This window comes from Paenibacillus sp. FSL L8-0708 (assembly GCF_038009325.1).
Classification (GTDB): Bacteria; Bacillota; Bacilli; order Paenibacillales; family Paenibacillaceae; genus Paenibacillus_AQ; species Paenibacillus_AQ odorifer.
Genome location: NZ_JBBPBC010000001.1, coordinates 6252800 through 6277782 on the forward strand (window position 1 = coordinate 6252800; position 24983 = coordinate 6277782).

16 protein-coding genes and 1 tRNA gene are annotated in these 24983 nt (G+C 46.0%); 4 read left to right on the top strand and 13 right to left on the bottom strand.

Features of this window, described 5'->3' with window-relative positions; genetic code table 11:
- Positions 1 to 31 precede the first annotated feature (31 nt).
- The 7 genes from NYE58_RS29450 to NYE58_RS29480 form a co-directional block, all read right to left on the bottom strand.
- Positions 32 to 3376, bottom strand: a complete 3345-nt coding sequence (locus tag NYE58_RS29450; protein WP_341003723.1) for a GH36-type glycosyl hydrolase domain-containing protein — start codon at positions 3374 to 3376, stop codon at positions 32 to 34.
- Between the two features lie 46 nt (positions 3377 to 3422).
- Positions 3423 to 5591, bottom strand: a complete 2169-nt coding sequence (gene bglX / locus NYE58_RS29455; RefSeq protein WP_339809302.1) for a beta-glucosidase BglX — start codon at positions 5589 to 5591, stop codon at positions 3423 to 3425.
- 109 nt (positions 5592 to 5700) lie between these two features.
- A complete protein-coding gene (locus NYE58_RS29460) occupies positions 5701 to 7305 on the bottom strand; it encodes an extracellular solute-binding protein (protein WP_076129208.1) in 1605 nt (534 codons plus the stop codon).
- A 57-nt stretch (positions 7306 to 7362) separates the two neighbouring features.
- Positions 7363 to 8262, bottom strand: a complete 900-nt coding sequence (locus NYE58_RS29465; RefSeq protein WP_036686985.1) for a carbohydrate ABC transporter permease — start codon at positions 8260 to 8262, stop codon at positions 7363 to 7365.
- A 17-nt stretch (positions 8263 to 8279) separates the two neighbouring features.
- The gene (locus NYE58_RS29470; protein WP_036687012.1) at positions 8280 to 9203 is read right to left on the bottom strand and encodes an ABC transporter permease; all 924 of its coding nucleotides are present in this window, start codon (positions 9201 to 9203) and stop codon (positions 8280 to 8282) included.
- A 62-nt stretch (positions 9204 to 9265) separates the two neighbouring features.
- Entirely contained in the window at positions 9266 to 10015 is a 750-nt protein-coding gene (locus tag NYE58_RS29475; protein WP_076278016.1) for an alpha/beta hydrolase, read from the bottom strand.
- A 24-nt stretch (positions 10016 to 10039) separates the two neighbouring features.
- Positions 10040 to 11053 (bottom strand): LacI family DNA-binding transcriptional regulator, encoded by a 1014-nt coding sequence (locus NYE58_RS29480; protein WP_076142395.1) that lies wholly within the window; start codon positions 11051 to 11053, stop codon positions 10040 to 10042.
- Between the two features lie 444 nt (positions 11054 to 11497).
- Here NYE58_RS29480 and NYE58_RS29485 point away from each other — a divergent pair, with 444 nt between their 5' ends.
- Positions 11498 to 12406 carry a serine hydrolase domain-containing protein gene (locus NYE58_RS29485; protein WP_076278017.1) on the top strand — a complete coding sequence of 303 codons (909 nt, stop codon included), beginning with the start codon at positions 11498 to 11500 and terminating at the stop codon, positions 12404 to 12406.
- Positions 12407 to 13877: 1471 nt separating this feature from the next.
- On the opposite strand, the gene NYE58_RS29490 is transcribed toward NYE58_RS29485, so the two are convergent.
- Both NYE58_RS29490 and NYE58_RS29495 read right to left on the bottom strand, forming a co-directional pair.
- A tRNA-Arg gene (locus NYE58_RS29490) sits at positions 13878 to 13951 on the bottom strand.
- Between the two features lie 209 nt (positions 13952 to 14160).
- The gene (locus NYE58_RS29495) at positions 14161 to 14517 is read right to left on the bottom strand and encodes a hypothetical protein (protein WP_036686975.1); all 357 of its coding nucleotides are present in this window, start codon (positions 14515 to 14517) and stop codon (positions 14161 to 14163) included.
- Between the two features lie 144 nt (positions 14518 to 14661).
- Between NYE58_RS29495 and asnB the strand changes: the two genes are divergently transcribed.
- A complete protein-coding gene (gene asnB, locus NYE58_RS29500) occupies positions 14662 to 16506 on the top strand; it encodes an asparagine synthase (glutamine-hydrolyzing) (protein ID WP_341003724.1) in 1845 nt (614 codons plus the stop codon).
- Between the two features lie 113 nt (positions 16507 to 16619).
- Here the strand turns inward: asnB and NYE58_RS29505 are convergent, their stop codons facing one another.
- From NYE58_RS29505 to NYE58_RS29520, 4 genes are all read right to left on the bottom strand, one after another.
- On the bottom strand, positions 16620 to 17456 hold the full coding sequence (locus tag NYE58_RS29505; RefSeq protein ID WP_076146344.1) for an aldo/keto reductase: 837 nt from the start codon (positions 17454 to 17456) through the stop codon (positions 16620 to 16622).
- A 155-nt stretch (positions 17457 to 17611) separates the two neighbouring features.
- On the bottom strand, positions 17612 to 18067 hold the full coding sequence (locus tag NYE58_RS29510) for a cupin domain-containing protein (protein WP_036686965.1): 456 nt from the start codon (positions 18065 to 18067) through the stop codon (positions 17612 to 17614).
- A gap of 102 nt (positions 18068 to 18169) precedes the next feature.
- Positions 18170 to 19105 (bottom strand): SPFH domain-containing protein, encoded by a 936-nt coding sequence (locus NYE58_RS29515; RefSeq protein ID WP_076129203.1) that lies wholly within the window; start codon positions 19103 to 19105, stop codon positions 18170 to 18172.
- Positions 19105 to 19629 carry an NfeD family protein gene (locus NYE58_RS29520; protein ID WP_341003725.1) on the bottom strand — a complete coding sequence of 175 codons (525 nt, stop codon included), beginning with the start codon at positions 19627 to 19629 and terminating at the stop codon, positions 19105 to 19107. Before NYE58_RS29520 ends, NYE58_RS29515 begins: the two co-directional genes overlap by 1 nt.
- 512 nt (positions 19630 to 20141) lie before the next feature.
- Here NYE58_RS29520 and NYE58_RS29525 point away from each other — a divergent pair.
- Positions 20142 to 22097 carry a glycosyl hydrolase family 18 protein gene (locus NYE58_RS29525; RefSeq protein WP_076278018.1) on the top strand — a complete coding sequence of 652 codons (1956 nt, stop codon included), beginning with the start codon at positions 20142 to 20144 and terminating at the stop codon, positions 22095 to 22097.
- 60 nt (positions 22098 to 22157) lie between these two features.
- Positions 22158 to 24590, top strand: coding sequence for a glycosyl hydrolase family 18 protein (locus NYE58_RS29530; protein WP_076278019.1), 2433 nt, complete (start codon positions 22158 to 22160; stop codon positions 24588 to 24590).
- Positions 24591 to 24983: the final 393 nt, after the last annotated feature.

Sequence of the window (24983 nt, forward strand, 5' to 3'; positions counted from 1 at the left end):
TAACGCGGAGATTGCCCTTCTATATATAATGTTACTTATAAATCTCTATCACATTTCCAGCTTCCGTGCTGAGACGATCAAAGTCCGCACGTTTGATGCGAACACCACCACTACGATAGCGGTTAGGTGTACCTTCTGTTTGCACTTCCGTACCGTTGATAGTAATTTGACTAATCTCACGACCTGTAAGGTGATAGATAAAGTCTACCTTAGTGCCTGCATATTCAAAGCTGAAGTGCATTCCATCCAGCGATTCCGGCAGAATCGGGTCAACAATTAAGTCTCCACCTTCCGTACGGATCCCCAGTGCATTCGAGATTAACTGGTTCATATAGATCCCAGGACCGCTGGAATAGATTCTCCAGCCACCTTTAACAGCTACGTCACCATTGCGCAGTTTATCGAAATTCTCCTGTGCCTCATAACGGGTGTTAAATTTACCATCCGAGCTACTGAAATAGGAGTTAGCTTGACGTAGTTCAGCGTTTGGCACCACATCGCGGATTCCGATCGGATTAATCGCTGCCAGACCCTTCCAGACCTGATCGGTTTTACCGAGCTTAGCCATAGCCTCTACATAACGGATATGTGCATGCACATATTGTAGTCCAATTTCCCGGCCAAAGTTAGCCGCTTGCTCCGCACGTTTGAAATGGGTGCTGACCCCGCCAACATATTGAGCTGGACGATTCATCAGACGTACACCGTCAGGACAGAATAGTTTATCCTGAATGACATCATAGTGTGCTTCGGCCTGTTCCGGAGTAAGCAGCTCACTGATCATACTGCGCGTCATTGGCAGCAGACGGTACTGAATACCTGTTTCTGTGTCACTTGGGTGCACCATAAGCTTAATCTGCTCAGGGTCCTCCATATACAGGAAGCCAGGAATCACTTCGGATTGAAGCATATGAGTATGGAAATCCTTACGGATTCCTTCCACCATCGTCTTCAGTTCCTCTGCCTCAGCTTGATCAACTGAACGAAGCACCTCTGAGAACTGATTAAGTGTCTGATAGGTAAGTGCCACTGTCCAGCTGCTGACCATATACTGCTTCAGCTGTGGATTTGCAGGCTGGAGCGTATCATCCCAGTCTCCATCACCGTAAGAAGACAGATGTGTGTCATGCAGGAAATGATCCTTAATATAAGCAATTTCCTTCCGTGCGTGATCCAGCAACGTCGCCTTTTCTTCTGTAAAGTCAAAGCTGTGCTTACGGGTATACGGTACTGTTGCTCCCAAGATGCTGTAATCCTGAGTTACTGCCAAGTAGTCTCCAAGCACCTTAAGCGGCCATACAATAATATCTCCATGACTTTCTTCTTGTTGTATCTTCGTATATTTATCAAACATGAACCACTGTGGCCAGTTGCCATCATCTTCATATTGATGACTGTACAGCGTCAGCAAAATTTCACGAACCTGTTCGTATTTTTGCGTAGCCATGAAATATTCCACAGGTCCCTGACATACATCCCGGGTTCCCCAAGCAGCGCCACCATATTGCTCTAAACCATGTGGAACCGAATAGTGAACCAGCATGTTATGTGTGTACCACCAAGTCAGAGCGTTAACCTTAAACAGTTCACCTTCTGTTCCGTCCCCAAGCGTCAGGCGGAAGCCATTCATCACACGAGCATAAAACGCGCGATAAGCAGAAATTTCTTCCTCAGCTGAACGATTTCTTGGAGCAAGTGACTTACCATCCAGAAGCCCTTGAATATTCAAGGTCCATTCACTGCTGGCAGACAGCTCCAGAACTGCTAACGGCGCTTCAGTTGGTTGAACAGGAGAGACAAGTCTACCTTCATCCTGCAGAGTTAACTCCGCACCCTGTACCTGTAATTTATACTGTAAGTCAGGATATTCACCAGCACTTAGTGCGCTTCTGTCAGCGGAGAAGATTACTGCTCCACCTTCTTGCTTAGATTGATATGGAAGCTCGTATTCATTAACGTTCATGGTGATTTGATTAGTGACTAAATAACGATAAGCTCGTCCGCTTTCCGAACGCACATTCAGGAATATCTCTGGCGAATCTTCGGTGGTGTAGTTCGTAATAATGAAGCATTCACCATCTGTTCTGTAATACCAACGAGCATAGTTGAAACCAACCTCAAATAGAGAAGGCATGGTCAGCAAACGATATTCACCGTTCCACTCTACATAAATGCGTTGTCCTGAAGCTTTTGGAATGTTAAGCGCATTTCTTGGATTGGACATTAGCTTGTTGAAATTGGTATTTCCAATTACCACTTGGGAGTTAAAGATCCCGTACATATAAGAAGTTGTTGTGATGACCTTATCATTAAGTCGAGCGTTATCCCCACTCATCAGGATATGGCCGTGTGGCCGTTCTACGCGCATTTCTTTCTCTTTTAATACTACGTGCTCATAATTCTCCGTGAAAAAGGAAAGTAGTGTGTCTCCTTCTCTCTCCTCCTGATAACGAACCGGAAACAAGACCCCGATCTCTTTCTCTGTCAGCGAATCTGCAGCCAGCGGTGCTCCCAGCTCCTTCGAGAAGAAAGAACGTTCAAGTGCTGCTTCAGCTTCTAAAGGTAAATCTTTAACAGCATCCCAAGCCGCAGCAATATCATTAGCAAATTCTAGCGCAGTGATCGCTTCTGGATGATCTTGCTTAAACAATCCGTAGAACACAAACCGTGTTTCCCCGCTCAGCTTCACCCGTTCCGATTGCAGCGCAGTATATGCGAATTCATATTGATAGATCTCATTACTTAATTGCTCAAGACCCAAGCTCTCTGGTTGGTTGGTTTCTTTATAGGACAGTCCAAAGAATTGAAAACCGTCTGTTGAGAAGCTTGTTGCCTTGGTAAGTGAACCCTGTTGCAGATATGGGAATTTCCCGCCCTGCGGCTGATTCTGTCTAGAGCAAACAACGTACCCGTTGGATTGATCCTCAAATACCGCATGATCGATATACTGTGACAGGTAAGCTTCATTACTGCGGACAGCGGCGATATCAGCAATCCCTACATCCTGTCCGTACACGAGATCTACCTCTGCATTTTGTCCAGTAAGCTTCACATCCCAGAACCAAGCTCCTCCTGCAGTAGGGGTGAAAATAACTTGATATTCAATATTTTCCGCAGTACCTTCCCAAACCAAACGGTTTCCAGCCTTACGTACAGTGCTTGAAGAATGAATGCCCAGCAAAGGAATGGCTTGAATGTTTCCATCATTGTGCACTCGCAAATATAGATTGGATAATGAACCATCCACAATGCTTGGCAGCAATTGATTGATCATTGTCCGTTCGTAGAGGACTTGGAACAAGTCCCCGCTGTTTGTAAAAGTGAAGGATAGATCCCCGGCGTTTAAACGGATGTTAGTATTCAAATTAGTAGTCATATTATACACTTCCTCCATTACGGCGTTACTGCCGTATATATTCTACTTATGCTAATGTTAAGCAAAAATCCCGTTCTTTAACCTCATTGCTGTTCGAACCGACGAATAATTTAAATCGTCCCGGATCGCTGCTAAAGCTTAGATCGCTATGATAGTAACGAAGCTGCTGTTCGGTAAGTGTAAAGGTCACTTCACGACTTTCCCCTGGTGAGAGGTTGATTTTGGCAAAATCCTTCAGTTCCTTCATTGGTCTGACGACCTCTCCGGAAATGTCTCGGATATACAGCTGCACTACCTCTTCCCCATCTACTTCTCCAGTATTGGTCACCGTAACTTTTATTTCAATAGGCTGATTTTCAGTCATAATTTCACCGGACAGAATTGGTTCACTATAGCTAAATGTCGTATAGCTCAGTCCAAAACCAAATGGCAAAAGCGGTTCATTAGGAATGTCCAGATATTGCGAGACATAACGTTTGTCGGCACCCGGAGCATGAAGTGGGCGTCCAGTGTTGAAATGATTGTAATAGACTGGAATCTGCCCAACGGATACCGGGAAAGACATCGTTAATCTTCCTGAAGGATTCTCATCTCCATAAAGTAGACTGGCAATTGCCGCTCCGCCTTCACTGCCCGGGAACCAAGCTTCCAAAATAGCATCCGCATGCTCGTACACACCGGCCAAGTCTAGTGGACGTCCATTAAACAACACCACCACGATAGGCTTATTCAGCTGTTTCAGACGTTGTAAAAGCTCAAGCTGCGCTTCCGGCAAACGGATATCTGAACGGCTGCCCGCTTCTCCACTCATCTCTGAATGTTCACCAAGCGCCAGTACAATCACATCAGCTTGCTTAGCAGCCGCTTCCGCCTCCAGCCACTGTTCCTCTGTAAAGCTATCGACTCCAGAACCTTCTGCAACAGTAATCTTACCCGCACCTGCGCGAGCTTGAAGTGCTGGTGCAAGACGGCTTGCCTCTTCCGTTGAACCCAACCACGACCACGGTCCAAGAATATCTCCGCTAGTAGCAAACGGTCCAATTAGCGCAATCCGTTGCTCTGCAGCAAGCGGCAGAACCTGATCATTCTTGAGCAGTACGCAGGATTTAGCCGCCAACTCACGCGCCGCATTTCGATGATCTTCACAGAAGATTACCTCACGCTCTTTCTCGACGTCAGCTCCGCGGAACGGATGCTCGAACAATCCCAATCTTTGCTTCAATTTCAAAATACGAAGCACAGCTTCATCAATAATCTTCTCATCTACTTGTCCATCTGCAACAAGCGCCGGAAGCTGATGAACATAACAAGCCGTCATCATCTCGATGTCTACACCAGCTTTGATGGCTTTAAGTGCTGCCTCAGCCTCATCCTCGGCGACACCATGTGGGATCAGTTCCTTCACTGCACCCCAATCCGAAATCAATACGCCATCAAATCCCCATTCTTCACGAAGCAGCTGGCGAAGCAGCTTGACGTTGCCGCTTATCGGAATCCCATCAATCGTATTAAATGAAGTCATAACCATTTCTGCACCTTCATCCAGTGCTGCACGATAGGCCGGCAGATAATATTCACGCAGCTGCCGTTCCGATAAATCCACCGTATTATAATCACGACCGCCTTCGGATAGACCATAGGCAGCAAAGTGCTTAATACAAGCCGCCAGACGATCTACATCACCAGTCAAGTCGCTTCCTTGAAATCCGCGCACAAACGCACGGGCAAACCTACCATTCAAATATGGATCTTCTCCTGTAGATTCCATTACTCTTCCCCAACGTGGGTCCCGTACAAGATCCGCCATTGGCGCATAAGTAACGTGCACACCGGAGACCGCCGCTTCTTTAGCCGCAATCTCGGCGCTCAGCTCTGCGCGATCCATATCCCAAGAGCAGCCAATTGCCAGCGGGACCGGAAAAATCGTCTTGAAGCCATGCACAATATCCGCCATCATCAGCAAGGGAATGCCCAATCTATTTTTGCGTAAATGGGCTTCCTGAACCGCGATGACTTGCGCTGCACCTGATAGACCAAGTACAGAGCCGCTGCTCTCGATCATGTGGTCCGTAATTCCCATGGATGCCATAGGGCCAGTGATTTGTCCTCCATCCTCTGCCCCTTCATAGAAATTAGCGGCTAGCTGCTGCAATTGTGCAATCTTTTCTTCAAGCGTCATCTGGTTCAACAAGGTAGTCAGTTGCTGCTCATTCATTTCAAATCCTCCATTGTTCAATTCTGCCGATGCCTATGAATGGAAAAACCCGTGTGCAAGAATTGCACGCGGGTCCTGTAGGTTCATTCCTACATGCATAGGGCGAAAGCTATTTTTTTAGATTGTTTAGTTCATCTAGAACCGGCTGAACGAGGGATTGTTTGCTCTTAACCCATTCTTTCCAGTTCGCCTCTAGATCGCCTGGTTTCAAAATCAGGTTAGTGTATTCTGTAGCATAGTCAAAGGAAGCCTGATTTTTAGCCTTGGAATCATACAACTGGTAGTCCCAGTCATATTCTGCCGTTGCTTTGTCTTTTAACGCAAGCTCAGCTTTTTCCTTGAACAGTTCTACAGAACGATCGCGATATTCTTTTTTGATCGCAGGGTTCACGACACTAAAGTCATCCGCCAAGACATACAGTCCTTCAAAACGGTTCGGATATTTCTTATCCAATGTTGTTCCTTCAGGGAGTAGGCTGATTAATTCGCCATTTTCGCCTTTTTTCCAGTCTGTTCCTTCAAAGCCCAAGTTAACAGTCAATTGACCTTCTTTACTTGTTGTATATTCCATGAAGTCCATAATCCGTTCAAATTTCTCTTTGCTAATATCTGGCGAGAAGATTACAGCAGACCAGAAGTTAACTTGATCAAGATTACGATATTTACCGTCATCGCCAAGTACAATAGCTGTGTGTACTAGGTCATCACTATTTACACCTAGGTTATCTTTCATTTTAACGTCCATGTCTTTTCTGTAAGAAGCCAAACCACCTAGACTCGTAATACCGGAAACACCGTTAACTGTGAACTTTTGGCCAGATTCACCATTTTTCCAAGTATAAAACTCAGGGTGCAGTAATCCTTCTTTATAAGTAGTTTGAAGTTCTTTCAGTGCCGCTAACGTTTCATCGTTGGCTGGACCCCATTGGTATTTGCCATCTGCATCTTTATAGAATGCTGACTCTACTCTGGAATGCACGCTATTAGCCATTACAATATTAGTCAAAGCATCGTTGATGTCATAAGAAATAGGAATGAGTTTATCTCCTACCTTGCCAGGGTCTTTCTCTTTAAGCAATCTAGCAAATTCCATCAGTTCTGTAGTAGTGTAAGCATCCTTCAATTCAAAACCAACGGCTTTAGCCCAGTCAGAACGCAGAGCAATTACTCCGATTTGGTTAATGAGCGGATCTGCCGGCTTGTTCTCAAAGTATACCGGTCTTGGCAGAACATAAGTGCCACCTACCGCTTTCTCCAATTCATCGCCAAGTCCTGTCAGCTTATAAGCGGCTGCCACATTCGGCCAGCGTTCTTTCCAGTCATCTGGCAGCTTGTACAGCAGCCCTTGATCAATGTAATTAAGCGCATCACCGTGAACATAGTTCCAGCTTGCTACGTCAGGAAGATCACCAGAGTTAATCCATAGGCGAAGCTTCTCAGCCCATGAATCCCATTCAATATAGTTGTAATCCCATTTAATATTGAACTTATCCGTAAAATATTTATGATACACGTTATCAAAATCAGATTCTGTTGTCTTAATGGTACTGGCTAACGAAATCTTCAACTCATCTTTATATCCATCTGTTGGATTGCCTGAATTTCCGCTATTAGCATTGTTGTCTGAGCTTGAGCATGCTGCCAACATGATTGGAGTAAGACATAAAACACCGGCAAGGATTGACTTTACAGATTTTCTTTTTAAAATATTCATTTTGTCCTCCTTAAATTGTGTGACTGACCCTCTTTTATATGGATAAATCATAAACCACTAGGTCTTGATAGCCCCTGTAAGTACCCCTTTGGCAAAGTGCTTTTGGAGCATTGGGAAGAAACACATAATAGGAACCATGGTAACGAATACTGCCGCCATTTTCATACCCATGGAGAATGATTGTTTACCCACTGCGTCAACACTTGTGGCATTCGATGCATTCACTTGGGCTTCCATAATGATAGATCGCAACACGTTCTGCAGTGGCATCTGATCCGCTTTCCGCAGGAAGATCATGGCGTCATACCATCCATTCCAGAAGGCTACTCCGTAGAACAATGTGATGGTAGCTACGATTGGAGCAGATAATGGCAGGACTACAGAGAACAGGATTCTCCATTCCCCAGCACCATCAAGTCGCGCAGATTCCATCAGGGACTCAGGCAGACTGCTAAAATAGTTCGACATCAGAATCAGGTTAAACGCACTGAAGCTTCCAGCCAGAATAACTGACCAAAGGTTGCCTGTCAGATGCAGATCCTTCATCACCAGGTACAAAGGTACAATCCCGCCATTAAAAATCATTGTGAACAGGACAAGCATAAAAATCAGCTTTTTACCCGGGAATTTATTGCGGCTAAGGCCGTAAGCCATACTTGTCGTTAAGAACAAGCTAAGCGGGAGTCCTAAGATTAAGATCTTAAAGGTATTCCAATACCCAGTCCCGATCCGCCCATCAGCAAAGAGTGCCCGATAGGATTCCAGTGTTGGGTTCTTCGGAAATAACATCATAGGGTTATCAGCGTATTCTTTTTGCGTAGAAAAAGAAATCATAATGACATTCCAGAATGGAATAAGAATGGCCAAAGCGCCCACACTCAGAATTACGAAAATCACATAATCCATAGCGGTCATTTTTTTATGGTCTTGCATAATGGTCAGCTTTTTTTTACTCATACATTTGCACTCCTTTCTTACCGGAATAAACCGTCTCCGCCCATAAGTTTGGCAGCTCTGTCTGCCAGAATCAGCAGAATCATATTAACAAGTGAACGGAACAAACTGACTGCAGTGGAGAATGAAAAGTCTGTTGAAGACTGGAACGTGATCCGGTAGATATACACATCTAGTACTTCCGAGACGTTTTTCGTTGCAGCGTTGCTCAAGTTAAAGATTTGGTCAAATCCAGATGACATCAGGCCACCGACAGAAAGGATAAACATAATCGTAATCGTCGGAAGAATGTTAGGCAGAGTAATGCGGAACATTTGCTGCAAGCGTGTAGCACCATCAATCTGTGCGGATTCATATTGGTCTGTATCAATACCAGAGATAGCGGCCATAAAGATAATGGCTCCCCAACCTGCTGATTTCCAGATATCCGTAAGATACAACATCGGAACGAACATTTTTTCAGAACCCAGGAAGTTAATGCCTGTCCCGCCAAACATTTGAATGAGGCTGTTAACCAGACCATCATAGGAAAGCACATTGATAACAACCCCGGATACTACGATCCATGACAGAAAGTTCGGAAATGTGAACACCGTCTGTAAAGCTTTTTTGTAACGATTCATGCGCAGTTCATTCAGCAGCAATGCCAATATGATTGGAAAAGGGAACTGAATAATCAGCTTACCGATGTTAATGGTTAACGTTCTCCATACGGCGTCAATAAAAGCCGGGTCACGGAACACATAGGTGAAATTCTCGAATCCGCTCCATGGGCTGCCCCAAATTCCTAAATTCGCTTTAAAATCTTTAAAAGCCAGAGATAGACCACCCATCGGCAGATAAGCGAATAGGAAAAGCCACACTAGTCCAGGAAGCACCAGAGTATAGACCATTCTGTTCTTCCAGACTTCCCTTAGGAACAGTTGGAATCTGCTGTCGTTCATTTTTTTAGCCGGTATTGCAACTTCGGATTTCAATTTGCATCTCCTCACTCTGCTTATGTCTTTTAGTTGTACAAGAAATCAAAGGTTGTCTTCAGATGTTCCTCCCAGAATCGCCATTCATGAGTTCCAGAGGTCTCAACATACTGAAATTCATAAGGGGTCGTCTCCAGGTAAGCTGCGAATTCCCGATTCATCTCCACAAACGGATCTTCCGAACCACAGCAAGCCAGAATCGAAGGCAGGTTACGTTTATCGTCGACCAATTTAGCAGCTAAAGCGTACAGATCCTGATCCGGCTTAATTTGTAAGCGTTTTCCAAAAGTACCCGCCATCTCCCTCGCCATGTCCTTGGACATTTGCGGATCGTTTAATCGTTTCTGGAGATCGGTAACTCCTGATAACGAAACCACTTTGCTGTAACGCTCGGGATAGGTAAGTCCACATTTCAGAGCACCATACCCGCCCATCGATAGACCAGCGATATACGTCTTCTGCGGATTATCATCCAACCTCATCATTCGGCCACAAAGCTCGGGAAGCTCATGGGTCACATAGTGGAAGTAATCCAGTCCGTACTCCATGTCTGTATAATAGCTCCTGTTTACTTGGGGCATTATGACTGTACAACCATATTGACTTGCATACTGCTCAATAGTAGTCATCCTGTGCCAAGTACTGGCGTTATCACCAGCACCATGCAGCAGGTAGAGCGTTCCTCCAGACATGTTGCCTGAATCGACGGGGGAGATAATACTGATGGTCGTTGTCATTCTCAAGGTAGGAGAACCTGTCTCAACTGTTAATAATGCCATGAGTTATCTCCTTTTCGTTCTTATTCATTTGTTTATTTTCTTGCAAGATCCCCGCTTAACCAGTACAGATTCGAATACCATATGTTTGTTTTGCGAATCACCTGTGATCAGGTCAAACAAAATTTCAACACTGGCCTTCGCCATATCCACTCCGGGTTGGCTGATCGTATCCAGAGATGGATGATAATATTCTGCCATTTCAATCCCGTCGAATCCGATAATCGAAACATCATTTGGAATTGATAAGCCCAAGGACAATAACGCCTTAGCCGCCCCAATGGCAATCGTATCTGATGCAGCAAAAACAGCAGTGATATCTTTTTTCTTATTGAGCAGACGTTTGGTAGCTGTAAAGCCAGAGCTTGGACTATATTCACAGTCCTCTACCATTGAAGGGTCGTACTCAATTCCATGCTCCTCAAGCGCCTTGATATATCCCATAAGCCGCCGGTTACCTGTTGTATTTTGCACCAGAGGAAATCTGGCCAAAAAACAGATATTGCGATGTCCTAATGAGATTAAATAGCTGACAGCTTTATAAGATTCCTGAAGATCATCAATGATCACGCTTGAAAAAACAGCAGGATCGACTTCTTTTGTAGTCGTGATGGTAGTCAGAACAAATGGAATTTTTAATTGTTTGAATTTATCTTCGGAATGATCATACGTTCCGCCCATAAAAATTACGCCATATAGATTTTTTTCTTTTACAAGCTGTAGAGCGATATCGATCTCGTCTACTCCATCTTCTACATGCTGGATCATTAGCGGACATCCCCGCAGATTCACCTGGCGTTCAACTTCTTTGATCATGTCGGCAAAAAACGGGTTTGAGATCCCTTTTACCATTAGCGCTATGGTATTGGATCGCGTTTTTTTCAAGTTGCTCGCATTACCGTTTGGAATATAGTTATGTTCTCTAACAACCGCCATCACTTTAGCTCTAGTTGTATCGCTTACAACACCGCTATTATTGATTACTCTGGAGACTGTGGCGATACCCACGCCTGATAGCCTTGCAATATCTTTGATATTCATATTTACCTTGCTCCACTCCTATGATGAGTCCCCCCTTCACCCGATGAAAATCAGGTTGTGGAAACGCATGAAATGATGGGAAACGTTTCCCACGACATCATTTTGAGTCCTTAGCGCGTTTTTTCCGCTTACTTCGTCCATTATGAACAGGTAATTTTTATAAGTCAACTAAAAAGGCAAAAAAAATTGTGATTCATCACTTTTTATTTGGTTAAAATTACAATAAGTCTATAGTTATTCAATCTACAAATTAGAAATAATTGGTATTTATATATCAAACAATAGTTTTCCTTGTTTTATTGACTTTAAAATAAGAATGGAATACCATCAATTTAGTGATTTTCATCGCAATAACAGAAAACGTTTCCACTCATTTTTCTAGTTTTTCTTTTTGTCACTTCGCTATCCTAGCTAGGAATATCAAGAGAAAGAAGGACTCTTTTTATGTTGAACATGGCTCCATTCGCAGCTAAGGCTCGTGAACGAAACCTGAATATTTTCAATGTTCGTGTGCTTCAAAACGGAAACCTTGTGGGAAAACTGGATCTCACGGAGGATATTCGGCGCTTGCAGCATTCCGTCAGCAAGTCTTTTACTTGTATGGCAGTAGGTCTTGCCATTGATGAAGGGAAGCTGACACTGGAAACAACGCTTAAAGATGTTTTTCCGGAGTATGCCTCTCCTCTTAAACCAACACCTCCATCCATGCAGCCCGGAGATATAACTTTGTTCGATTTGCTGCGAATGAGTACAGGGCACGACTCCCCTCCATTTTGGGCTGAAGAGAGATTAGCCTTGAAGGATAAAAATTGGGTGCAGCATTATTTGGCTCTGACTTTAGACAGAGCTCCAGGAGAGAAATTTACATACAGCAGCGGAGATACCATTATGATCTCTGCAATGGTGCAAGCCCGCGTCGGGCAAACCGTAAAGGATTATCTGGTACCTCGTTTGTTTGCACCTCTGGGCATAAACAATGTCGATTGGGAAACAACACCTCAAGGGGTAACCCTTGGCTGTGCCGGACTTCAGATTAGCACGGAAGAGTTAAGCCGGTTTGGACAGCTGCTTTTACAGCAAGGAAAGTGGCAGGGCCAGCAACTAATTCCCGCAGCATGGATCGATTTTGTTACACAAAAACAGATCGACAATGATGGAAACGGCGACTGGGGAGAAGGATACGGCTGCCAATTCTGGCTCTGCTCCCACGACGCTTACCGTGCCGATGGCGCTCATGGACAATTCTGTCTTGTGGTGCCGGACGCTCAAGCAGTCATTGCAATTAACAGCATGGAAGATAACATGCAGGGAATCCTGGATACCGTCTGGGAGGAAATCTGGCCGCTTCTTTAGGAGCGGTCTTTGTTTATGGCTTGAGGTTAGCGTGCGCATAATGGGTAATTTACATTCTTCGGCGATTAGTACATAACACCGCCAAGTAACCAGCACTGTTTGAGGCTGAGGAAGCTTGCGGACTATGATGACGTTATTTACTCTTTTATCGCCTTACGAGCAACGTTTCGGACTATAGTGCAGCTATTCCTGAGAAAGTAGCTCATTTGGGGCACGTTTGGCATCAATAGTGACGATGGAGTTCGATGACATCACAAATGTATCACTTTTCAGTATTTAAGGTCATCTGGGTCCGATAGCTGCTGCGTAGGTGCAAATGTGGGCTAAGATGCTGGAAGCTTGATGTTCAATGATGGTTAGTAGCTCAACACGCCCAAGCGTTCACACCAAGAAGTGCTCAAACCATAAGCCCGCGACGCCAAACACGCCATGCAGTCAACACCAATAGATGCACAACACCAAGTAACCAGCATTACTTAGACTGAGGAAGCTCGCGGACTCAGGTGACGTTATTTACTCTTTTATCGCCTTACGAGCAACGTTTCGGACTCCAGTGCAGCTATTCCTGAGAAAGTAGCTCTTTTGGGGCACGTTTGGCATCAATAGTGACGATGGAGTCCGATGACATCACAAATGTATCACTTTTCAGTATTTAAGGTCATCTGGGTCCGATAGTTGCTGCGTATGTACAAAATAAGTAACTCATCACACCAAGTAACCAGTATTTCCTGAGACTGAGGAAGCTCGCGGACTCAGATGACGTTATTTACTCTTTTATCGCCTTTTGAGCAACGTTTCGGACTCCAGTGCAGCTATTGCTGAGAAAGTAGCTCATTTGGGGCACGTTTGGCATCAATAGTGACGATGGAGTCCGATGACATCGCAAATGTGGCACTTTTCAGCATTTAAGGTCCTCTGGGTCCGATAGCTGCTGCGTATGTACAAATGTGGACTAAGATGCTGGAAGCTTGATGTTCAATGATGGTTAGTAGCTCAACACGCCCAAGCGTTCACACCAAGAAGTACTCAAACCGTAAGTCCCCACCGCCAAACATGCCATGCAGTCAACACCAATAGATGTACAACACCAAGTAACCAGCATTACTCAGACCGAGGAAGCTTGCGGACTCAGATGACGTTATTTACTCTTTTATCGCCTTTTGAGCAACGTTTCGGACTACAGTGCAGCTATTCCTGAGAAAGTAGCTCATTTGGGGCACGTTTGGCATCAATAGTGACGATGAAGTCCGATAACATCGCAAATTCTGCATTTCTCAGCATTTAAGGTCATCTGGGTCCGATAGTTGCTGCGTATGTACAAATGTGGGCTAGATGCTGGAAGTTTGATGTTCAACGGTGAATCGAATTTCGACGTTTAGATCAAGAAGGAAGACAAAGCACCCCGTGTGTGACCTCGAACTAAAACTTGCGCACGCAAAAACAGCCCTCCCGAAGGAAGGCTGTTAATTGACGTCCCGGAAGGGATTCGAACCCCTGACCGTGCGCTTAGAAGGCGCATGCTCTATCCAGCTGAGCTACCGGGACATATAAGAAATAAATACTATGTATTGACGCAACGATATTTATTATACCTTATTCAGCGGATTTTTCAAGTCAAAACAACTTAGAAAAATAATAAAAGTGTTTCCGGTACAGCTTTTTCACACGTCAGCGTAACCACAGGAAATGAAAAAAACGGCATTTCTGCCGTCCTTTTCTGCGATTCCAGTGTGCATTTTACAAACCTTCGATATTTACTCCAGCTTTCGAAAACGCTTCTCCAGCTGCTTTTTTAAATCCCCAAAAGTGAGTAATTCTCGTTGAAATTTGGAATGCTCATCTTCTGGCGACATGAAGTTACTGCCTGTAAATGCACTCGAGGTCACATCTTGAAAAGCGTCATGCATATTGTTATCAAACCAATCGGTGGAGGTATCAGCATCATTAGTCAGAATACGGACAATCTCATATCCTTCTTCACGCCGATCCTCAACGATATACACCAAAAGCGCAGGATCACTAACAGCACCCGGCAAAACACCCACTTCTGCACAAGGCGCACCATCGTACTCCATCATTCTGCGAATTTTGGCGTCTTTAATATAATACACCTGTCATCCTTCCCTCCTGGCAAATTCCCCTCTCCCCTAGTGTTCGGATAAGGACATACATTTTATGCCTTCCTTCGGCATATATCTGTATTACTTGGCAAAAAAGTAAGGACAACAATCGCACAAAAGAGAGGATGAACCATCATGTGCGGAATAACCGGATTTATCCAGTGGCGCGGAGATCTCACTCAGCACTCGCAGCTGCTGGTCAAAATGACTGAAACTTTAGCAAACCGCGGCCCCGATGCAGCCGGAACCTGGATCTCAGGCCCCTGTGCTTTCGGTCACCGCAGACTTAGCGTTATCGATCCGGAGAACGGTGCCCAGCCCATGATCACCCGCCATGAGGAACAGGTATACGCGATTGTTTACAACGGCGAATTATATAACGCCCTCGAACTCAAACAGGAACTTAAGCAGCGAGGGCATCAATTCCGCACCCAGTGCGATACAGAAGTGCTGCTGCATTCCTATATCGAATGGGGGCCGGATTGCGCAGAGAAGCTCAATGGAATCTTTGCTTTTGCAGTATGGGACGGTCTTCGGGACCAAGTCTTTTTTGCACGTGACCGTTTAGGTGTGAAACCCCTATTCTACAGCAAGGTTGATGATGTCCTGGTTTTTGGCTCAGAACCTAAAGCGTTACTGCAGCATCCTAAGGTTCAACCAGTCGTGGGTCCTGAAGGTCTCGCAGAAATCTTCATCATCGGTCCAGCGCGTACACCGGGTCATGGTGTTTATAAGGATATGCAAGAGCTTCGTCCAGGTCATGCTATGATCTATAGCCGTGAAGGTCTGCGCAGTTATGCCTATTGGAAGCTGGAAAGCGCAAAGCATACAGACAATGAAGCAGAGACAGCCGCTAAGGTGCGTGAACTGCTCCAAGATACACTAGAACGCCAACTGGTCTCAGACGTCCCTGTTTGCTCTCTTTTGTCGGGAGGGCTGGATTCCAGTGCGCTGACGGCACTTGCAGTGGATTACTACAACCGGAATGGTCAGGGACAAGTGGATACTTATTCCGTAGACTATGTAGATAACGACAAACATTTCAAAAGTCATACTTTCCAGCCGGGAGCAGATGGGCCGTGGATTAAACGAATGGTCGATGAATTGAATACAAACCACCACTACATCTCGTTCGATACACCGGAGCTTGTAGAAGCGCTGGATAATGCTTTGTACACTAGGGATTTACCAGGGATGACCGATGTGGACTCTTCGTTGTACTTATTTTGCCGGGAGATTAAAAAGAACGCGACAGTAGCTATTTCCGGTGAAGCGGCGGATGAGATTTTTGGGGGATACCCTTGGTTCCACCGTGAGGAAATGCTCTCCTCAGGCACTTTTCCTTGGTCAGTTGCTCCGAAAATGCGTGCAAGTCTACTTTCCCCAGAAATTAACGAGTGGATTCGTCCACTGGAATATTTGGGTGACAGATATAGTGATGCGGTGGCTGAAGTTCCGAAGTTGGATGGAGAAACAGGAAAACAAGCACAAATGCGCGTAATGTCCTATCTGAATATCACCCGCTTCATGCCTACTCTGCTAGACCGTAAAGACCGAATGAGCATGGGCGCAGGGCTAGAGGTACGTGTTCCTTATTGTGATCACCGACTCGTTCAATATGTATTTAATATTCCGTGGGAAATCAAGAATCTGGGGGGCCGTGAAAAAGGGATTTTACGTAAATCTCTTGAAGGCATTCTTCCAGACGATGTGCTCTACCGCAAAAAAAGCCCTTACCCCAAAACTCATAATCCTGCCTATTTAAATGCGGTACGAACTCAGGTATTAAACATTCTGGATGACTCCACTTCCCCCCTACTTCCGCTAATTGATGCTGCCAAAATCCGTGAGATCGCCGCTTCCCCGGAATCCTCAACCAATCTGCCTTGGTTCGGCCAACTCATGTCCGGTCCTCAGCTGTTTGCTTACCTCGCCCAAGTGGATCTCTGGCTGCGTAAATATAACGTCTCCATCCAATAAGCACGTAGAGAACTGAGGTAACCGACAAGCCAAACAGCAAGTCCCCGTATCCGGTGGCTTGCTGTTTGGCTTGTATTTGCAATAATTACTCTACGATCTTGTCTGAACGATCTTTAAAAATTAAAGTTGTCCGGGTCCGGGCCAAATCGATGGTCTTTGTTCAAGCCCTCGATAGCTTTGACATCCTCATCACTAAGCGTAAAGTCAAAGAATCCCGCATTCTCCTTGATTCGATCCGCATGTACGGATTTAGGAATCGTAATGACACCTTGCTGCAAATCCCAGCGAAGTACAATTTGAGCAGGGGTCTTGCCATACTTCTCAGCCAACTCGTTTAAGAGTGGTAGATCAAGATTCCCCTGCATTAATGGACTCCATGCTTCAAGCTGAATGCCCTGTTCATTGGCATATTTCAGCAGCTCGCGCTGAGTCAACAGCGGATGGAATTCCACCTGATTCACCACAGGCACCACTCCGGTATCCTCGATGATATCTTTCAGATGATGAACCTGAAAATTGCTCACACCGATAGATTTGATGAGGCCTTCTTTTTGCAGATGAATTAAGGCCTTCCATGTCTCACGATATTTCCCTGCCACCGGCCAGTGTATGAGATACAGATCTAGATAGTCCAGACCCAGCTTGCGCCGGCTATCCTCGAACGCTTTTAGCGTAGATTCATAACCTTGATCAGGATTCCGTACTTTAGTTGTAATAAACAACTCATCCCGGGCCACTCCACAATCACGAATAGCTTGTCCTACGCCTTCTTCGTTATTGTATCCGGCTGCCGTATCAATACTGCGATATCCTAATTCCACTGCGGTTTTGACCGCATGAATAACCTCTTCGCCATCTTTAGTCTTATACACGCCAAGACCCAGCCACGGCATGGTCACCCCGTCATTTAAAGTAGGACCACCCGAGAACGGTGCATTCAATTCACTCATCGCTTAACCCTCCAAGCTTATTGTTATTTCGTTAAACATACTTAACCTATTTATCCACTTAAGAAGCAAACGCTACCATAAAAAGTATAGCAGATGGCTTCATCATTCCCCAAATCCTTACAAAAAAACGGAGGCGTAAGCGCCCCCGCTCTTCTTTATTTCTCAATTAGTTTGAAATCATCAAAATGGAATTCAGGAGAAACAATACAGGATACCAGCGTCGGCTCTTTGCCTAACGAGCGCGCGGCCTGCCATACTCCCGCTGGAACAACCACTTGTGGCTGCTGGCCTGCAGCAATATCGAGACCCAGAATAACTTCCTGCACATCCTCAGGCTTATCTCCATTACCTCCGAGACTTAGCACGATTGGACTACCGGAATGCCACAACCAAACTTCATCGGACAATACAGTATGCCAATCAGATTGTTCGCCTTCGTGAAGTAAAAAATAAATTGAAGATGCCGAATGACGTGATCCAGAATAGCTATCGCCTAACACTTCCTGCGAAATTTCAAATTCCGAATTCCAAAGTCTTTTGTACCAACCACCCTCAACGTGAGGCTGTAATCCAAGCAGTTCAACTAGCGGTGAAATTTCTTTTTGCGTCACAGTAGCTTCTCTCCTTCAAAGTTAGCATGAACAACAATAGCTTCGTATGCATAAGGTTGTTTTTGCTTTTTACTTTAACGGAATAAGCTCGAATTGTAAAATCTATTTACTGTCCTTGCTCGCTTTGAAGACTTCTGCAATCGCTCCAAGACTTCCCAGCGTTTCAACAGCGCTTGTTGGTAAGAACACTTTATTAGCAGGACCTTTGGCAATCTCAGCCAGAGCCTCGAAGGAACGATAAGCCAGAACATGCTCATCCAGACCTGCCGAACGAATCAGCTCAATGCGTGATTTTTCTGCTTCTGCCACGGCTTGAATCGCTTTAGCCTCACCGTGTGCTTCCAGCTCTTGCGCCTGGCGAGAACCCTCTGCTTGACGGATACGCGCTTCTTTATCGCCTTCTGCTTTTAGAATCTTACTTTGTTTATCCCCTTCAGCGCGTAGGATCATATCCTGCTTGGCAGCTTCCGCCTCCAAAACAATGGCACGTTTGCTCCGCTCTGCTTTCATCTGCTTATCCATCGCTTCCTGAATATCCAATGGCGGTTTGATATCGATAACTTCCACACGCTCGATCCGTACACCCCACTTCTCAGTAGCTTCATCGAGAGCAAGACGGATGTCCGTCGAAATCTTTTCCCGTCCAGACAAGGTCTCATCCAATTCCAGCTTACCGATGATTTGCCGCATTGTTGCCGTCGAAATGTTTCTTACCCCATACACATAATCAGAAATACCATAAGTAGCTTCCTCTGGTCCAACCACCTGGTAGAAAATAATCGTATCAATCTGCACCTGCACGTTATCCTTTGTAATTACCGTTTGTGGAGGTACATTCGCTTGTTGAATCCGTAAATCATGGTACGTGCGCACCTGATCAATTACAGGAATCAGAATGTTCAACCCCGGTGTCAGCAGACGATTAAATTTACCGAGCCTTTCCACTACGCCTACCCGTTGCTGTGGTACGATTTTGACTGTTAATGCCACAAAAACTACGACCACTACAATAATAATTGCGATAATTGCCCATTGCATTAGTTCATTCCCCCCCATCGTTCTACTTCGATAATCGTCGTGCCTCTTTTCACTACTCTTACAACCTCATCCTTGCCCAGATTCTGATCAGAGCTCGCGCTCCACGTATCTCCGCCTACCTTCACTTGCCCGTAACGTCCCTGCTCTATCGGCTCAACAACTACTCCTTGCCTACCGATGATTTCTGTACCTGTATCCTTGAACCCACGTGAATGGCGAAATCTTGAAACCAGTGGTTTCGAGAATATAGTCAGACCAAGTGCGACCAGTGATCCAAGGACCACCTGAAACAAAATGGCTTCGGGAACAATCAGCGACACCAAACCTGCGGCCAAAGCACCAATACTAAGCCACAATAAATAAAAAGTAAGCGTCATCATCTCAACAACAAACAGGACACCGGCTGCGATCAGCCAAAACACCCACACAACCATCGGTGAGCCCACCACCTTCCGTATGATACTACTATAACGAAAAGAAACATCGATGCGTTGCATAGTTCCATAAATAAATATTTCAGGCATGTATATGATTTATATTCATTACATCGGTGGTTATGTGTTTCTTCATGAGTTTCTTGATAAAAGGCGAGTATACAAATCCAAAAGGGTTCACTTTTTGAAGAGTCACTATAAATTAGAAAATTCTCCCCCTATATCACCTGATTTTATCCCTAGCGCAATTGCAAGCTATGCTTGAGAATAAGAGTTACCATCACCCATTTATATCTAATTCATCCTAATTATCCAACTTCCAAACAACCTCCTCTATTCATTCAAACCATACACAGCATGTTACATCTTTTAAAATCCAAGAAACAGCAGCACACAAAAAGCATAAAAGAAAGCGCTTACTGATTGGGTAAGGCTTGATTTGGACCGCTGCTTTTTTGCTGCTGAATCTACGAATTGAACTTCAATAGAATGATAGGGACGCCAAGGGTGATGGTGCACTACAACCGACGGGAGGTGAAGGTCAGGACATCTTGCCGAAAAGAATTTCGAACTACACTTTGAATCTAGGAGGTAGAAATTCAATGATCTTCACGAAAAAAGCTTCACGCAAAACCTTTGCAATTGCGATGATCGCCGCGCTTGTTCTGACACTCTTTTCCACCCTGGGCGGCAGTCCCAAAACAGCCAACGCCGCACAGGATTACAAACTGGTTGGTTATTACGCTTCATGGGCCGCTTACGGGCGTGCTTACAATGTAACTGATATCGATCCTACCAAAATGAATGTCATTAACTACGCTTTTGCGGATATTTGTTGGAATGGCATCCATGGCAATCCCGACCCCACTGGACCTAATCCGGTGACCTGGTCTTGCCAGAATGAGCAAGGCCAAGCCATCAGCGTTCCGAACGGTACGATTGTTCTTGGTGACCCGTGGATTGACACTGGAAAAAGCTTCGGGGATGACAAATGGGATGATCCCATCAAAGGTAACCTGAAGCAGCTATGGAAGCTGAAGGAAAAGAACCCGAACCTGAAGACCCTAATCTCCGTTGGGGGCTGGACCTGGTCGAACCGTTTCTCGGATGTAGCTGCGACAGCTGCGACCCGTGAGGTTTTTGCCAATTCCGCGGTTGATTTTATTCGAAAATACAAGATGGACGGCGTGGATCTCGATTGGGAATATCCAGTAAGTGGTGGACTCGCAGGCAATAGCTACCGTCCTGAAGATAAAGAAAACTATGTACTGCTGCTGCAAAAAGTTCGCGAAAAGCTGAATACAGCCGGCGCGGCGGATGGAAAAACCTATCTGCTGACCATTGCTTCCGGGGCAGGCCCAACGTACATCAACAATAATAATCTGGCTGGCATTGCTTCCGTTGTCGACTGGATCAATATTATGACCTATGACTTTAATGGGAGCTGGAACACCACCACCGGACATAATGCTCCGTTGTACTATGATCCCGCAGCTTCCGCTTCGGGCTTAACCGAACCGCAAAATTTTAACATCGATAAAGCGGTAACCTCCTATCTTGCGAATGGTGTACCTGCGAACAAGCTTGTACTTGGCATGGCTTTTTACGGTCGTGGTTGGGGCGGAGCTCCTGCTTCAGGAAACGGCCAATATCAGGTGTCCGCTGGCATCTCACCAACGGGTACATGGGAAAAAGGCAGCTATGATTTCTATGATCTCGAAGCCAATTATATCAACAAAAACGGTTATACCCGCTATTGGAATGATACATCCAAAGTGCCTTATCTCTATAATCCAACAAATCAAACCTTTATCAGTTATGACGACGTAGAATCCTTTGGCCACAAGATCAGCTACCTGAAGTCCAAGGGTCTTGCAGGTGCTATGTTCTGGGAAACAAGTGGTGACCGGAACAAAACACTAACCAATAAACTAAACGCCGATCTTGGTGGCGGAGTGGTGCAGCCGACACCGACACCATCCACATCACCAACACCTACACCAACTGCAACCGCTACACCTACTGCAACACCAACGCCAACTGCAACCGTGACGCCAACCCCAACGCCTACACCGGGACAATGTTCGGCAGCGACCTGGGGTGCAACAACCGTATACACTGGCGGACAGCGTGTCTCCTACAATGGCTCAGTCTATGAAGCCAAGTGGTGGACGCAAGGGGATCGTCCTGATCTTAGCGGAACTGATGGGGTCTGGAAATTCATCAGCGTATGCGGAACAGCGACACCAACACCAACTGCAACTGTGGCCCCAACTTTAACACCTACGGTAGCACCAACGGTAGCACCAACGCCTACCGCAACCGTTGCACCTACGCCTACTTTAGCGCCAACACCAACTGCAACCGTTGCACCTACACAAACTCCTTTACCTACCGCTACGCCTACTTCGGAAGGGTCTAGCTGGGGAACAGGCGTTGCGTACAAAACAGGTGATGTCGTCGCTTACAACGGAAAAACATATACCTGCTTGCAGCCCCACACTTCACTTCAGGGCTGGGAGCCAGCCACCACACCTGCGCTATGGAAGCTCAATTAAAGACTTGCAGGAAGCATCGTTCCTGAAATAACATTATCCCCCTTTGGAGGTATATTAAATATGATTGCAAAAGCACGTGCTAAGCGCAAAATATCCATAAGTTACCTTGCTGCGCTAATGAGCCTAATCGTTCTGGTTCCACTTTACACCGGGACAGGTGCATCCTTACCAGTGGCCCATGCTGCGGAAACAACACCTTCCGCTCCCGCTCCAGCAGCTGATCATCCTCGCAAAATCGTTGCTTACTTCCCAGAGTGGGGCGATCAGGAGAACAAAGGATTTTACACCGTAGACAAGATTCCGTGGGATAAAATTACCCATATTAACTACGCCTTCGCCAAGGTAAATCCTCAAACGAACAAGATTGATCTCATGGACCGTACAGCTGCAATCGAAAAAGACTATCCCGGTCAGCTGACCACCCTGCCTTTTAAGGGGCATTTTAACCAACTGGTTAAGTACAAACAGCTCTATCCTGATGTCCGCACCCTAATTTCTGTTGGCGGCTGGTCGGGTTCCGGAGGGTTCTTCAACATGGCGAATTCGGAAGCCGGGCGAGAAGCTTTTGCCAATAGTGTTGTGGATTTTCTGCGTACCTATCAGTTCAACGGAGTAGACATCGATTGGGAGTACCCTTCTGGCACTGGGCAGTCCGGTAATCCTAACGATTTTGCCGTGGCAGAACCTTTGCGTACAGTTAATTACAACAACTACGTTCTTCTTATGAAAAAACTCCGCGAAAAGCTCGATCTGGCAGGTTCACAAGACAATCAGAAATATGACCTGACTATTGCGGCCACCGCCTCTTCCTGGATTCTTGGGGGCATGAAGCTTGGGGAAGCCAATCAGTATTTAGACTGGGCGAACCTTATGACCTATGATTTCCATGGGGCTTGGAATGGATATGTTGGGCCGCATTCTGCACTGTACCCGGATTCCCGCGATACTGAAACTGCTGCGCTGGGTACTCCGGTTCTGAATACCGACTGGGCGGTCCGATACTATCTTGGAACGCTTCCTCCGGAAAAAATCGTGATCGGAGTTCCTTATTATTCACGAGGCTGGAAAAATGTGAATGGAGGCATCAACAATACCGGCCTTTACGGCACAGCTCCGACAACCGGTGGGGGAGCAGATGGCCAATACGGGATCTGGAATGATCCCGCACCAGAGCAGCCTGCTGGTGCAAATCCGATCTGGCATGTGCTAAATCTGCTCAAAGATCCAGCGAATAAACGTTACTTCGATCCTGTTACCAAAACACCGTACTTGTTCAACGCAGACAAGAAGGTTTTTCTTACGTATGAAGATAAGGAATCGCTTGGCTACAAGCTGGATTACATCAAGCAAAAAGGCTTGGGAGGTATGATGTTCTGGGAACTAACGGGCGATTACTCTGAGCAGAGCGATGGCACTTATACGTATGGCAATTCTCTGACCGATTTTGCCTATGATCAGCTGAAGACAGCCTCGCCGCCGGGCGGAGCTCCTAAGCCGCAGTTGCCTGAACCTAAAAACTTCAACCTCAGCTTCAGCGGCGCCTATGATCATCCGAACTATACCTATTCATTAAAAATAACGAACAATACCGGCACAGATATTTCCGGTGGCTGGAAGCTGGAGTTCGACCTGCCAACAACTACAACCCTAACCTCGGCATGGGGAGCCGGTAGCGTTGAGCAAATCTCCACGGCCTGGGATTTCAACCGCTACCGTATTACAGGTACAGCTACTCAAACTATTGCGAATGGAGCTTCACTTGAAATTCCGGGTATGATGAAGCTGAATTTTTCAGGCGGTCCACAGCGAATCACCCTGAACGGAAACTCGTCCCAACAGGAATACGATAAACTGTACGGAGGCATTACGCCAACACCAACACCGTCTGCATCACCGACAGCAACACCGACTCCGACGACTACACCAACAGCAACACCAACGGCAACACCTACAACAACACCGACTCCGACGGCAACCGTGACGCCAACGCCAACTGTAGCGCCAACACCTACTCCTACGCCGGGACAATGTTCGGCAGCGACCTGGAATGCGGCAACCGCATATACTGGCGGACAACGCGTTTCCTACAGCGGCTCACTCTATGAAGCCAAGTGGTGGACACAGGGAGACCGTCCCGATCTTAGCGGACCGGACGGTGTCTGGAAATACATCAGCGTGTGTGGAACAGCAACTTCTACACCAACGGCAACTGTAGCTCCAACAGTAACACCGACGGTGGCACCGACGCCTACTGCAACCGTTACTCCAGCGCCTACGGTGGCACCGACGCCCACCGCAACCGTAACACCGACGCAAACTCCATTACCGACTGCTACTCCTACTTCGGGAGGGTCTAGCTGGGTAACAGGAGTTGCTTATAAAGTAGGTGATGTCGTCGCCTACAGTGGAAAAACGTATTCCTGCTTGCAGCCTCACACTTCACTTCAGGGGTGGGAGCCAGCTTCCACACCTGCTCTTTGGAAGCTGATATAATCCGGTACTCTCCTTGATTCCAACAAGGAGAACATCCCATTATTAGTGCAGAGGCATTCTCATCCTTTGGGGCTTACGTTACGGACCCAGTTGACGTTATTTACAAATTTCAAGCCTTTGGAGCTGTGTATCGGACTCCAGTGCTGCTATTCCCTATAAAATGCTTCTTTCGGGGTGTTTTTCGTGCCCATAGCGACTTTGGGGTCCGTTCGAATCTCAAATATCGGATAAAGCTGCGTTTAAGGTCAGCTGTGTCCGGGTAGCCGCTTCATACGGGTGAATGTGCTAGAATCGAACGAAGTTTGATGCTTTGTTTAAGGGGAAGGAATAAAAAACGGGGGTGCCCAGCAGCCATTTCGCGGCTTTTGGACACCCCCACTTTTATATAAAAAT